The sequence below is a fragment of the Rhizobium sp. 01L419 genome (genome assembly GCF_056400025.1).
Genome location: NZ_JBFTSM010000003.1, coordinates 523,998 through 537,195, shown reverse-complemented (window position 1 = coordinate 537,195; position 13,198 = coordinate 523,998). Strand labels below are relative to the sequence as shown.

13 protein-coding genes are annotated in these 13,198 nt (G+C 61.3%); 3 read left to right on the top strand and 10 right to left on the bottom strand.

Features of this window, described 5'->3' with window-relative positions; all coding sequences use genetic code 11:
* Window positions 1–33 precede the first annotated feature (33 nt).
* From truB to rimP, 6 genes are all read right to left on the bottom strand, one after another.
* Window positions 34–966: a tRNA pseudouridine(55) synthase TruB gene (gene truB, locus AC1DUP_RS09665; protein WP_113298096.1), complete on the bottom strand. Its 933-nt coding sequence runs from the start codon at window positions 964–966 to the stop codon at window positions 34–36.
* Window positions 967–978: 12 nt separating this feature from the next.
* Window positions 979–1,380 (bottom strand): 30S ribosome-binding factor RbfA, encoded by a 402-nt coding sequence (rbfA, locus tag AC1DUP_RS09660; protein ID WP_113307171.1) that lies wholly within the window; start codon window positions 1,378–1,380, stop codon window positions 979–981.
* Window positions 1,381–1,455: 75 nt separating this feature from the next.
* The gene (gene infB, locus AC1DUP_RS09655) at window positions 1,456–4,224 is read right to left on the bottom strand and encodes a translation initiation factor IF-2 (RefSeq protein ID WP_477832525.1); all 2,769 of its coding nucleotides are present in this window, start codon (window positions 4,222–4,224) and stop codon (window positions 1,456–1,458) included.
* 102 nt (window positions 4,225–4,326) lie between these two features.
* Window positions 4,327–5,013: an RNA-binding protein gene (locus AC1DUP_RS09650; RefSeq protein WP_113307173.1), complete on the bottom strand. Its 687-nt coding sequence runs from the start codon at window positions 5,011–5,013 to the stop codon at window positions 4,327–4,329.
* On the bottom strand, window positions 5,013–6,617 hold the full coding sequence (gene nusA / locus AC1DUP_RS09645) for a transcription termination factor NusA (RefSeq protein ID WP_113298100.1): 1,605 nt from the start codon (window positions 6,615–6,617) through the stop codon (window positions 5,013–5,015). Before nusA ends, AC1DUP_RS09650 begins: the two co-directional genes overlap by 1 nt.
* A gap of 60 nt (window positions 6,618–6,677) precedes the next feature.
* Window positions 6,678–7,283 (bottom strand): ribosome maturation factor RimP, encoded by a 606-nt coding sequence (gene rimP, locus AC1DUP_RS09640; RefSeq protein WP_113307174.1) that lies wholly within the window; start codon window positions 7,281–7,283, stop codon window positions 6,678–6,680.
* A gap of 246 nt (window positions 7,284–7,529) precedes the next feature.
* Here rimP and AC1DUP_RS09635 point away from each other — a divergent pair, with 246 nt between their 5' ends.
* Both AC1DUP_RS09635 and AC1DUP_RS09630 read left to right on the top strand, forming a co-directional pair.
* On the top strand, window positions 7,530–9,161 hold the full coding sequence (locus AC1DUP_RS09635) for an MFS transporter (protein WP_113307175.1): 1,632 nt from the start codon (window positions 7,530–7,532) through the stop codon (window positions 9,159–9,161).
* Between the two features lie 8 nt (window positions 9,162–9,169).
* Complete coding sequence (locus tag AC1DUP_RS09630; RefSeq protein WP_477832524.1) at window positions 9,170–9,625, top strand: N-acetyltransferase family protein; 456 nt, start codon at window positions 9,170–9,172, stop codon at window positions 9,623–9,625.
* Between the two features lie 22 nt (window positions 9,626–9,647).
* Here AC1DUP_RS09630 and AC1DUP_RS09625 read toward each other — a convergent pair whose 3' ends face one another.
* Together AC1DUP_RS09625 and recR are read right to left on the bottom strand one after the other, a co-directional pair.
* Complete coding sequence (locus AC1DUP_RS09625) at window positions 9,648–10,904, bottom strand: lytic murein transglycosylase (RefSeq protein WP_477832523.1); 1,257 nt, start codon at window positions 10,902–10,904, stop codon at window positions 9,648–9,650.
* Window positions 10,905–10,912: 8 nt separating this feature from the next.
* Window positions 10,913–11,518 (bottom strand): recombination mediator RecR, encoded by a 606-nt coding sequence (gene recR, locus AC1DUP_RS09620; protein WP_113507293.1) that lies wholly within the window; start codon window positions 11,516–11,518, stop codon window positions 10,913–10,915.
* Between the two features lie 57 nt (window positions 11,519–11,575).
* On the opposite strand from recR, the gene AC1DUP_RS09615 reads away from it, so the two are divergent.
* The gene (locus tag AC1DUP_RS09615) at window positions 11,576–12,193 is read left to right on the top strand and encodes an MOSC domain-containing protein (protein WP_113298105.1); all 618 of its coding nucleotides are present in this window, start codon (window positions 11,576–11,578) and stop codon (window positions 12,191–12,193) included.
* A 1-nt stretch (window position 12,194) separates the two neighbouring features.
* Here AC1DUP_RS09615 and AC1DUP_RS09610 read toward each other — a convergent pair whose 3' ends face one another.
* Window positions 12,195–12,806 (bottom strand): LysE family translocator, encoded by a 612-nt coding sequence (locus tag AC1DUP_RS09610; RefSeq protein ID WP_477832522.1) that lies wholly within the window; start codon window positions 12,804–12,806, stop codon window positions 12,195–12,197.
* A 52-nt stretch (window positions 12,807–12,858) separates the two neighbouring features.
* Window positions 12,859–13,182, bottom strand: a complete 324-nt coding sequence (locus AC1DUP_RS09605) for a YbaB/EbfC family nucleoid-associated protein (protein WP_007813855.1) — start codon at window positions 13,180–13,182, stop codon at window positions 12,859–12,861.
* Window positions 13,183–13,198 lie beyond the last annotated feature (16 nt).

Sequence of the window (13,198 nt, the reverse complement as noted above, 5' to 3'; positions counted from 1 at the left end):
CCGCCGCCATTGTTACGGCGGGGCCAACGGCGGTCAGCCGAAAACGCGCTTGGGCCGGAATTCGCCTTGTCCGATCTCGCCGATCGCAATCAGGCGGCCACGGGCAGTCGCATAGGCCTCGCTTTCGGCAACGGGCGCGTCACGACCGCGAACCAGGATCGGATTGCCCATCTTCAACCGGTGTGCCTGATCATCGCTGATAACAAGGTGGGGCAGGGCCGACAGCGCTTCGCATGTGTCGATCAGAAGCGCGTCGAGCGCGGCAAGGCGCTCATCCATGTCCTCGATTTCTTCAAGGGCCGTGAGCTTTGCAAGCGGCACCATCGTCTCCTCGGCAAAGGGCGCGACGAAAGTGCGGCGCAGACCGGAAACATGGCCGTAGCAGCCGAGTTCACGGCCGAAATCGCGGGCCAGCGCCCGCACGTAGGTGCCCTTGCCGCATTCGACCTCGAAATGCGCCGTATTGGCATCCGGGCAAGCGAGAAGTGTCAGGCGGTGAACCTCGACCTCGCGTGAGGGGATCTCGACCGCCTCGCCTTCGCGGGCCAGATCATAAGCGCGTTCGCCGGCGATTTTAATCGCCGAGAACTGCGGCGGAACCTGGCTGATCGTGCCGATATAGGCGGGCAGGATCTCGCGGATCTGCTCTTCGCTTGGGCGCTCCTCCGAGCTCTGCGTAACCTCGCCCTCAAGGTCGTCGGTCGCTCGCTCTTCGCCCCAGCTGACGGTGAATTCGTATATCTTGCGGCCGTCCATCACATAGGGAACGGTCTTGGTGGCATCGCCCAGCGCAATCGGCAGCATGCCGGATGCGAGCGGATCGAGCGTACCGGCATGGCCGCATTTCTGCGCCTTGAAGAGCCACTTGATCTTGGAAACGGCTTCCGTCGAGCCGAAATCCACCGGCTTGTCGAGGATCAGCCAGCCGGAAATCGGGCGGCCCTTGGGTTTACGTGGTCTGGACATCAATCTCTTCTGTTATTCGTCGTCACTGTCGAGGTCGCGGCTCACCTCGGGCGAACGCAGCAGCTCGTCGATCTTCTTGTAGTTGTCGAAGCTTGTATCGTCGCGGAAGCGCACTTCCGGCATGTATTTCATCTGCCGCAGCTGCGGTCCGAGCCTGCCGCGGATGAATTTCGCGTTACGGTTCAGCGCACCAATGACGACGCTGTGGTCGGAAACGCCGAGCGGCGTGACATAGGCCGTCGCGATCTTCAGGTCGGGCGACATCCGCACTTCGGAAATCGAGATTACGGTTGCCTCGATGATGTCGTCGCGCACTTCGCCGCGCTGCAGCACCTGGGTGATCGCTGCGCGAACCTGCTCGCCGACGCGCAGCATGCGCTGCGAGGGTGCCGAGGTTGTGGGTCTTGTTGCCATTGTTCTTTATCCCAAATGGATCGGGCGCCGGACTGGATCATCCGGCGCCCGTTCAAGATTTCAATCGTCGCCCAATCAGAGCGTGCGCGTGATGTGCTCGACGCGGAAGCACTCGATGACGTCGCCCTTACGCATGTCTTCGTAGTTCTCGAAGGCCATGCCGCACTCCTGGCCCATCGGCACTTCGGAGACTTCGTCCTTGAAGCGCTTGAGGGTCTTGAGCTTGCCTTCGTGCACGACGACGTTGTCGCGGATGAGGCGGACGCCCGCGCCACGCTCGACCTTGCCTTCGACGACGCGGCAACCCGCGACCTTGCCGACCTTGGTGATATTGAACACCTCCAGGATCTCGGCATTGCCGATGAAGGTCTCGCGACGTTCCGGCGAAAGAAGACCCGACATCGCTGCCTTCACGTCATCCACGAGGTCGTAGATGATGTTATAGTAGCGGATCTCGATCCCCTCACGTTCGGCGAACTGGCGTGCCTGCGCATTCGCACGCACGTTGAAGCCGATGATGGCAGCGTTCGATGCTTCGGCGAGCGAGATGTCGGACTCGGTGATACCGCCTGCACCCGAATGAACGATGCGGGCACGAACCTCGTCGGTACCGAGCTTGTCCAATGCGCCGGCAATCGCTTCGATCGAGCCCTGCACGTCGCCCTTGATGACCAGCGGGAATTCCTTGACGCCGGTGGACTGGAGCTGCGTCATCATCTGTTCCAGCGAACCGCGCTGTCCCGACAGGCGGGCAGCCGCCTTGTCGCGGGCGAGACGCTGACGATACTCCGAGATTTCGCGGGCGCGGCTTTCATTCTCGACGACGGCGAATTTGTCGCCTGCCTGCGGCGTGCCGGAAAGACCGAGAACCTCGACCGGGGTCGCCGGACTGGCTTCCTTCACATGGTCGCCCTTATCGGTGACCAGGGCGCGCACACGGCCCCATACGTCGCCGGCAACGATGATCTGACCCGGACGCAAGGTACCCTTCTGGACAAGCACTGTCGCAACCGCACCACGACCGCGGTCGAGCTGGGCTTCGATGACAGTACCTTCAGCCGTCCTGTTCGGATTGGCCTTGAGGTCGAGAATTTCGGCCTGCAGCAGGATTGCCTCGAGCAGCTTGTCGAGGTTCTTGCCGGTCTTGGCCGAGACTTCGACGTCGAGCACTTCACCGCCCATGGATTCCACGAAGACTTCGTGCTGCAGAAGCTGGTTGCGAACCTTCTGCGGATCGGCCTCGTGCTTGTCGACCTTGTTGATCGCCACGATGATCGGAACACCGGCCGCCTTGGCGTGGTTGATGGATTCGATCGTCTGCGGCATCACGCTATCGTCAGCCGCGACCACCAGGATCGCGATATCGGTAGCCTGCGCACCACGGGCACGCATCGCCGTAAAGGCCGCGTGACCGGGAGTATCGATGAAGGTGATCTTCTGGCCGTTCTGCTCCACCTGATAGGCGCCGATATGCTGCGTGATGCCACCGGCTTCGCCGGAGACCACGTTGGCATGGCGGATGGCGTCGAGCAGCGATGTCTTGCCGTGGTCGACGTGGCCCATGATGGTAACGACAGGCGGGCGTGAAACCAGTTCGCCCTGCTCGTCGGACAGGTTGAAGATGCCGAGTTCGACGTCGGATTCGGATACGCGTCTGACGGTATGGCCGAATTCACCGGCGATCAGTTCAGCGAGGTCGGCGTCGATGACGTCGCCCGGCTTCATCATCTGGCCTTCCTTCATCAGGTACTTGATGACGTCGACGGCACGTTCAGACATGCGCTGCGACAGTTCCTGAATGGTGATGGTTTCAGGCAGTTGGACCTCGCGAGTGATCTTCTCGCGCGTTTCCTGCATCTGGCTGCGGCGGAATTTTTCCTGCCGGCGGCGCATGGCCGAAAGCGAGCGCCCACGTGCATTTCCGTCGTCATCGACGTTTGCCGTGGTCACAGTCAGCTTGCCGCGACGGCGATCTTCTTCGCTCTTCGGGCGGGTTGTCACCGGCTTTGCGGGCTCCGGACGAACCGGACGGCCGCGCACCGGACTGCTGCGCGAAGCAGCGCCGCGGTCTTCCTCTTCGCCTTCACCACGGCGACCACGCACACCTGCCGGCGTACCAGGTGCCGGCCGGGCGGTCGAGGGCGACGGCGCGGTTTCCGTACGACGAGCGGCCGGCGCGGATGCCGGCGCCGCCTGCTGCGGACGCGGAGTTTCAACACGTGCTTCTGCTACAGGAGCGGCGGGTGGTTCGGCCAGGGCTGCTGCTGCGGCCTCAGCCTGGCGGACAGCCTCTTCGGCGGCGCGCAGCTTGGCTTCTTCCGCTTCTGCGGCCTGGCGTACGACCTCTTCTGCGGCGCGGCGCTTTTCATCCTCCGCGCGACGGATGGCATCCTGCGCGTCACGAGCCTGCGCTTCGGCAAGCGCTCGGCGGCGGGCGTCCATTTCCTCGGGCGAAAGATGGTTCAGCACCACGGGGCGCGGACGATCCTGCTGGCGCTGCGGCTGGTAGGATTGCTGCGGACGCTGGTTGGTCTGCTGCGGGCGCTGGTTGTTCTGGCCGCCGGGCTGTTGAATGCGCGGGGCCGGAGCCGACTGCTGCGGGCGAGCCTGCACGGGTGCCGGCGCCGGTTCGGGCGCGCGCACTAGAGCTGCGGGAGCAGGTGTTATCGGCTTTTCGTCTTCGGGGCGCATCGGGCGCCGCTTGCGGGTCTCGACGACGACCGCCTTCGTGCGACCGCGACCCATATCCTGGCGAACGGTACCCTGGCTCATCCCTGAAGGCTTCAGGGTGAGGGTCTTCTTCCCCGTTGCGCTGATTGTCTTGTCGTCGTTGCTGTCGGTCATTCGTTCCCGTTCCTTCGGACAGGGAACGATGAGACCATCACACCCTGTCAATCACATAAAATCGATCAATGATATTGCGGCCGGCTTGCGCCGGTGACCGCATCATTGTTTTTGCTGGCCAGCGCCGCCCGGTGCCCGGGACTGACCGCCGCTACGGTACTGTTCGAGCATCTTTGCGCGCTTCACTACACCCTCACCTGCCTGCCCTGCAAGCACTGCGGCATGGATAAAAGCATTCTGGCCCATCACCCCTTCCATTTCGCTCTCCGAGAAGAGACGGAAGGAAGGTATTTCATCCTCGGTTTCCATTCCGAGGTGCCAGGCCTTGCGGGCCTGGTCAATTTTTCTCACTCCATCGGCGGCGGCATCCGTCGAATGGAACACCGCCAGCGCAGCTCCGCTGCGGATCGCGGCATCCACCTTGGCCGAGCCGGTGACGAGTTGGCCCGCTTTGCGCGCCATGTTCATCATCTGCAAGAGCTGCAGCAGAAACAGCCGCTCCACACGCTCGCCGAGGTCCTCGGCTGCCTTCACATCGGTCTTGAGCGCGCGGGCGAAGAGTTTCTTCGCCACCGCCCTTTCGACCAGTGACCGGTCGATCTTCACCCAGCAGCCGCGTCCCGGCAGCTCGCGTTTCAGATCTGGCACCACCGTCCCGTCAGGGGCGGCCACGAAGCGGATCAACTCGTCCGGCGATCCGCTTTCGCGTGTCACGATGCACATGCGGCCGTTCACGTCGTAACCTGCAAGATCGTCGTCCTCAGGAGATGTGTCCGGCTTCAGCGTCATTATGCGTCCTGCTCGGCAGCATCGGCCTCGACAGCCTCAGCACCCTTCGCAAGGTCTTCTTCAGTAATCCAGCCGGCAATCAGGCGAGCCTGCACGACCATCTGTTCGGCTTCGACACGCGAAATGTCGAACTTCGAGAACAGACCCTCGAACTTCTTCGTTTCGCCGTTCTTGCGTTCGGTCCAGCCCACGAGATCGTCCGCTGCACAGCCTGCAAAGTCTTCGATCGTCTTGATGCCGTCTTCGCCGAGCGCGACCATCATCTGGGCAGTAATGCCTTCGATCTGGCGCAGCTCGTCTTCAACACCCAGCGCCTTGCGCTTCTCGTCCATTTCGGCCTCGAGCTTCTCGAGGAATTCGCGGGCGCGGGTCTGGATTTCCTGCGCCGTATCCTCGTCGAAACCGTCGATCGAAGAGATTTCGTCGAGATCGACATAAGCCAGTTCCTCGACGGCGGCGAAGCCTTCCGAAGCCAGAACCTGGCCGACCATCTCGTCGACGTCGAGCGAGTCCATGAAGAGGTTGGTGCGCTCGTTGAATTCCTTCTGACGGCGCTCGGATTCTTCCGCTTCCGTCATGATGTCGATGTCCCAGCCCGTCAGCTGCGAAGCGAGACGGACGTTCTGGCCGCGGCGGCCGATGGCGAGCGAAAGCTGCTCATCCGGAACGACCACTTCGATGCGCTCCGCATCCTCGTCGAGAACGACCTTGGCGACTTCAGCCGGCTGCAGGGCGTTGACGACGAAGGTCGCCGGGTCCTGCGACCAGGGAATGATGTCGATCTTCTCGCCCTGGAGCTCGCCGACGACCGCCTGGACGCGCGAACCACGCATACCGACGCAGGCGCCGACCGGATCGATCGAGCTATCGTTCGAGATGACGGCGATCTTGGCGCGTGAACCCGGATCGCGGGCAACCGATTTCACCTGGATGATGCCGTCGTAAATTTCCGGCACTTCCATCGTGAAGAGCTTCACCATGAACTGCGGATGCGTGCGCGACAGGAAAATCTGCGGGCCGCGCTGTTCGCGACGGACATCATATACGTATGCACGGACACGATCGCCATAGCGCACGTTTTCGCGCGGGATCATTTCGTCGCGGCGGATGATGCCTTCGCCACGGCCGAGGTCGACAATGACATTGCCGTATTCGACGCGCTTGACCGTGCCGTTGACGATTTCGCCGGTGCGATCCTTGAATTCGTCGAACTGGCGGTCACGCTCGGCTTCGCGCACCTTCTGCACGATCACCTGCTTGGCAGACTGTGCGGCGATGCGGCCGAAATCCATCGGCGGCAGCGGATCGGCGATGAAGTCGCCGATGGCGGCATCCGGGTTGCGGTCGCGAGCAAGCTCCAGCGGGATCTGTGTGGAATAGTCCTCGGCCTTCTCGACGACTTCGAGCAGGCGCTGCAGGCGGATTTCACCGGTCTTCGGGTTGATGTCGGCGCGGATATTGGATTCGGTACCGTAACGGGAACGCGCCGCCTTCTGGATGGCATCGGCCATCGCGGCAAGCACGATCTCGCGGTCGATGACCTTTTCGCGCGCCACTGCATCTGCGATCTGCAGAAGTTCGAGCCGGTTTGCACTGACTGCCATTGTACTGTTTCTCCGTCCTTGACTACCCGGGTTCCCGTCCCTGGAGCTTACGTTGATCGGTTATTCTTCGTCTTCCGCTTCGTTCTGGTTCGCAGCCTGCGCTTTTGCCAGCTTGTCGGCGCGCAGTGCATCGCGGATCAGATCGTCGGTCAGAATAAGTTTGGCATCGCTGAGCGCTGTGAAGGGTATGACAACCTTCTGCTCCTCGCCGTAGGCAACTTGATCGCGTTCGATCGTGAACCCATCGGCGTCCGCTTCGACGATCTTTCCGCGGAAGCGTTTACGATTGCCGATTATGATCGACGTTTCGCACTTCACAAGATGGCCCTGCCAGCGAACGAAATCGGACTTCCGCACCAGAGGGCGGTCGATGCCCGGCGAAGACACTTCGAGATGATACTCTTTATCGACCGGATCTTCCACATCGAGCACAGGAGAAATCGCCATGGAGACCTGCTCGCAGTCCTCGACGGTCATCGTGCCATCGTTCTTCTCGGCCATGACCTGCATCGTCATGCCGTTCTGATTGAGCATCCGGACACGAATGAGACGGAAGCCGATGTCGACGATCACGGGTTCGATGATGTCGGCGAGACGCTGGTCAAGCCCGGTCTCGGTAATCAGCCGCGGCTCATGTTGATTGTCTGCGTTTGTCAGATCCGACAAGCGGTGCGCTCCCTGCGATTTCTGGCATTCGGGGTGATCGCGCTAATAAAAAAGAGCGGGTCCTCGCGGCCCACTCTTCATCGTACGATCAAGAATTTGAGTGCCATATAGTCCCGTTTTTTAGAAATTGCAAGGTCAGGGGCGATTCCGCCTCTTTCGCCCCTGGAGGTGCGAGCTAACCTATGGCGAGCACTTATCTTCCGCATATATTGCTATTGAGGCATAACGATAAAAGCGGGGGGAAGCGTGGCCTATACTTCATCGACATTTGCGCCTTTGCGGCATGAGACCTACCGCACCATCTGGTTTGCAAGCCTCGCCTCGAACTTCGGCGGCCTGATTCAGGCCGTCGGTGCCGCCTGGATGATGACGGTCATCACCTCGTCCGAGGATATGGTTGCGCTGGTCCAGACCTCGACCGCGCTGCCGATCATGCTGTTCTCTCTGATCTCGGGCGCTCTCGCCGACAATTATGATCGGCGCCGGATCATGCTGACGGCGCAATCCGCAATGCTCGTGGTCTCGATCCTGTTGACGGCCTGCGCTATCATCGGCTGGATTACACCCGGACTGCTGCTCTTCTTTACGTTTTTGATCGGCTGCGGCACGGCGCTCAACAATCCCTCCTGGCAGGCCTCGGTCGGCGACATGGTGCCGCGCGCCGATTTGCCAGAGGCGGTCACGCTGAACAGTATGGGTTTCAATATAACCCGCAGTGTTGGTCCGGCGATCGGTGGCGCCATCGTGGCGGCGGCCGGTGCGGCTGCGGCCTTTGCAGTGAATGCGCTGAGCTACATTGCGCTCCTCTATGTGCTATTTCGCTGGCGGCCGAGTACGCCTGCCTCGACGCTGCCGCGCGAAACACTCGGCAGTGCCATTTTTGCCGGCCTGCGTTATGTCTCCATGTCGCCCAACCTTGAAAAGATCCTCCTGAGAGGGCTGGTATTCGGTATCGGGGCAAGCTCCATCCAGGCTTTGCTGCCGGTCGTTGCGCTCGATCTCGTCTCTGGCGGGCCGCTGACCTATGGTTTCATGCTCGGCGCCTTCGGCATCGGCGCGATCGGTGGTGCCGTCCTCAGCACCAGGCTGCGCGACATGTTCTCCAGCGAGACGATCATCCGCCTGGCCTTTTCAGGCTTTGCATTCAGCGCCGTGATTGCAGCTCTCAGCCCAAGTGCCGTGCTCACCTCGGCCGGGCTGCTCGTTGCCGGTGCCTGCTGGGTTTCGGCACTGTCGCTCTTCAATATCATCGTCCAGCTTTCGACGCCGCGCTGGGTGGTCGGCCGCGCTTTGTCGCTTTACCAGACCGTCACCTTCGGCGGCATTGCCGGCGGGAGTTGGCTCTGGGGTGTTGCCGCCGACCGGTATGGTCTTTCGAACGCCCTGCTGATGTCGGCCGCGGTCCTGCTGTTTGGAGTCGTGATCGGCCTGCGCTTTTCCATGCCGGCTTTCGCCACGCTCAATCTCGATCCGCTGAACCGCTTCATCGAACCAGCTCTCGGCCTCGATATCACGCCACGCAGCGGCCCGATCGTCATCCAGGTCGATTACCAGATTGCCGATGATGACCTGGCCGAATTCATGACGCTGATGGAAGAGCGCCGCCGCATCCGCATCCGCGACGGCGCCCGCAACTGGGCGCTGATGCGCGATCTTGAGAATCCCGGTCTCTGGACGGAAACCTATCATACGCCGACCTGGGTTGAATATATCAGGCACAACCAGCGCCGCACACAGGCCGATGCCGAAAATACCGACCGGCTTCGTGTCCTGCACCGCGGCGAGGGCTTGCCGCACGTTCATCGCATGATCGAGCGCCAGGCCATTCCGCCAGTCGATGACGTCTTCCACAAGGCGCCGATCGATCTGCACCATTAAGGCCCATTATGCACGTCTTCCGAAGCGCCCGGCAATCCGATCTCGCCGACATCATCCGACTGCTCGCCGATGATGATCTTGGCAGCACGCGGGAGGTCGTCTCGGATCCCCCAGATGCGCGCTATCTCGCAGCCTTCGCCGCAATCGACGCGGATCCCAACCAATTGCTCGCCGTTGCAAGCGACCAAGCTGATCGGGTCATCGGCTGCCTGCAGCTGAGCTTTCTTCCCGGCCTTTCGAGAGCGGGCATGTGGCGCGGCCAGATCGAAAGCGTGCGCATTGCGAAGGATCATCGCGGCTCCGGGCTCGGCTCGCAATTCATCGAATGGGCGATCGCCCGCTGCGCGGAACATGGTTGCGGTCTCGTGCAGCTCACATCCGACAAGACGCGCGTGGATTCGATTCGGTTCTACGAAAAGCTCGGTTTCGTGGCGAGCCATGAGGGGCTGAAGCGTAACCTGTAAAGCATCCGCCGGGCGTAGGCTCTTACTTCAGCTTGCCCTTCATCGACGCCTCGGGAAAGCAGGTCGGTTTCATCCCGTTCTTTTCCTGCCATTGGCCGATCGCTCGGCGCGTCTTGTAGCCGGGCAGTCCGTCTGAACCGCCGACATCGTAACCCTGCCGTTCCAGCGCCCGCTGCATGGCGGCGACATCCGAGCGCAGCATCTTTCCGACATCGCCCCATTGTCCCTGGAAGGCGCCGGAACCGAAAGCGATGCGGTCGGCAAGGTTGCCGATATAGAGGGCATAGAGGTCGGAGTTGTTGTATTCCTTGATGATGTAGAAGTTCGGCGTGACGATGAATTCCGGCCCGTCGCGCCCGGCCGGCACCAGCATCATGCCCTGTGCTTTCAGCTCGCCGGACGGAAAGCCCTTGCCTGAAATGCGATCGATGCCGAGTGATGCCCATTGAGAGAGCGGCTTGGCAAGGTCAGGCCCTTCCTGCGCGCAGGAGACGGCTTGCGGGATCGTCACCTCGAACCCCCAGTCGCGATCGCGCTGCCAACCCTTCTTCACAAGGAAATTGGCGATCGAAGCCAGCGTATCGGGAACCGATGTCCAGATGTTGCGGTGACCGTCGCCATCGAAATCGACGGCATATTTCAGATAGCTCGTCGGCATGAATTGCGGCTGGCCGAGCGCACCCGCCGACGATCCCTTGAAGTCCGCAGGGGTCACGTCGCCGCCGTCGAGAATGTGCAGCGCGGCGATCAGCTCCATGCGGAACATGTCCTTGCGGGTCGACATGAAGGCCTTTGTCGCAAGTATCTCGACCGCCGAATTGGGGATCTTCGCCGCACCGAAGCCCGTCTCGCGTCCCCAGATTGCCAGCACGATCGAACCGGGCACGCCATAAGTCTTTTCAATGCGGCTGAGCGTCGAGGCATATTGCGAGGCAAAGCCGCGCCCGGTCATGGCGAGCCGTTTCAGCCGGTCCTCGTTGAAATAGGGCCCCGGCGAGGAAAATTCGGCCTGGGTCTGCTTCTGCTCCTTGGGCGGCGGAAAGCCGGGAGGGGCGAGATCCGTCAGGGTCCAATCCAGTTCGATGCCGGAAAAGGCAGCCCGGAAGGTCTTCTCCGAAATGCCGTTCTTCTTCGCCTCCGGCCAGAGATCGGCCTGAACCCACTTTTCGAATTGCGCTTCGACGTCGGCTTTCGACGGAGCTGCATATGACGGGATCGCGGAAAACGCCAGCAAGGCGGCGCCTGCAAGAAGAAGCCTGCCGAAGAAACCCCTAATCATGTATCCCCCTAGATTGCTGTGCGCGCTCGAAGCGCTGCCGTCAGCGTTCCCTCATCGAGATAGTCGAGTTCCCCGCCGACCGGCACCCCATGCGCCAGCCGCGTGATCTTCACCTTGAGATCGGCAAGCTGGTCGGTGATGTAATGCGCCGTCGTCTGCCCCTCGACGGTCGCATTTACCGCGATAATGATCTCCTTGATGCCGCCTTCGCCCACGCGGTTGATCAGCCCGCGGATATTGAGATCTTCAGGCCCGACACCATCAAGTGGCGATAGCGTGCCGCCAAGAACATGATAGGCGGCATTCAGCGCGCCGGCGCGCTCCAGAGCCCAGAGATCCGAGACATCCTCGACGACGATGATCACGGATTGGTCGCGTTGCGCATCGGTGCAGACCGTGCAGGGGTCGACAGTATCGACATTGCCGCAACGCGAGCAGATTTTCACCTTGTCATAGGCCTCACCCATCGCATGTGAGAGGGGGCCGAGAAGCTGGTCTTTCTTCTTGATGAGATGCAGTGCCGCCCGCCGTGCCGAACGCGGCCCGAGGCCCGGCACTTTCGCCAGAAGCTGGATCAGTTTTTCGATTTCCGGGCCGGTGACTCGCTTTGCCATGCGCCGTTCTTAACTGATATGGAACGAAAACGGAATCGCAGAAGGATTGCCTGGTTGATGAAAATACTCGCCGTCTGCCGCGGGAGCGCCGAAAGGCTGCCGGGCAAGAGCTACAAGACCGGTATCTTCAAACACGCCGTCACCGGTGGCGTCATGATCGATGCCGAAGGCCTCGTCGGCGATGCCATCTGCAACAGGAAACATCACGGCGGCGTCGATCAGGCCGTCTATCTGGAGGGTTCTGTCAGCCTCGACTGGTGGTCGAACGAAATCGGGCATCCCGTCGAGCCCGGCACCTTCGGCGAGAATCTCGTCATCGAAGGGCTCGATAACCGCGATGTCTCGGTCGGTGACCGCTTCATGACAGGCGAACTGATCCTTGAAGTCACGTCCTGCCGCATTCCCTGCGCCACCTTCGCAGCAAGGATGAACGATCCCAAATTCGTCAAGCGGTACACCCAGTCGGCACGCCCCGGCATTTATTGCCGGGTGATATCAAATGGGATCGTGGAAGCCGGAATGCCGGTTGAATATAAGCCATTTCCGGGCGCCGCGGTCACGATGCCGGAAATGATGGAAACGTTCGGGCGCCGGCTGTCAGCCGCGGACCGCGAGCGCTATCTGGCAGCGCCCGTTCACTACAAGCTGCGAGCCGTGCTGGAAGCACAGCGATAGTTCAGCGGATCGCGATCGTGACGGCAGCACCCGCCATCGTTCCAGCACTCACCCGATTGGCGATCTGCACGGCACGCCGGCTCTTCAGGAAACCGCGGGCCTTGGCCGCAAGCAGCATCCAGCTGAAATCGACAACAGCCAGAACGACGAACAACGTGACGACGAGTTCGGCCCAACCGGCAGGCGACACCGAGGGGATGTCGATGATCGACGGTAGAAGTGCCACGTAGAACATCATGATCTTCGGATTGCCAAGCGCTATCGCCAGGCCGGTCAGAAACATACGGCCGCGTGAGCGCTCCTGCGGCAGTTCGTCTTCTTCGACCTCGGCTTTGGCAAACCACATTTTCCAGGCGAGATAAAGAAGATAGAGCACGCCCAGCCACTTGATGACGACGAAGACGTGGTAGAAGCTTTCAGCGATCGCCGAGAGGCCGGCAATGGCACAGGTCAGCCAGATCGCATCCCCCGCCCACATGCCGAACAGGAAGGGCAGCACGTCGCGCGCGCCCTTCGAGATGACGCGGGCGACGAGCGCCGCAACGCTCGGTCCCGGTGTTCCCGCAGCAATGAAAAGAGCGCCGGCGAAAACCAGCAACGTCGTCAACGTCATCGTGTCTCGTCTCCTCCGGGGTCAGTCGATTACCGGAACAGTCGTCGGGAAATCAGAAGGGCAGCTTGAAACCAGGCGGGATCGGCAGGCCGGCCGTCAGCGCCTTGGTCTTTTCCGCGGCGATGGCTTCGGCCTTATCCTTGGCGTCCTTGTGGGCGGCAACGATCAGGTCTTCGAGGATTTCGACGTCGTCTTCCTTGAAGAGGGAAGGGTCGATCTTCAGGCTCTTCAGTTCGCCCTTGCCGGAGATGATGACGGTGACGAGCCCGCCGCCTGCCTTGCCTTCGGCAGTCAGCTCGGCGATTTCCGCCTGCATCTGCTCCATCTTGGCCTGCATTTCCTTGACTTTGCCCATCATGCCCATGATGTCGCGCATCGTCTTCTCCTTCTTG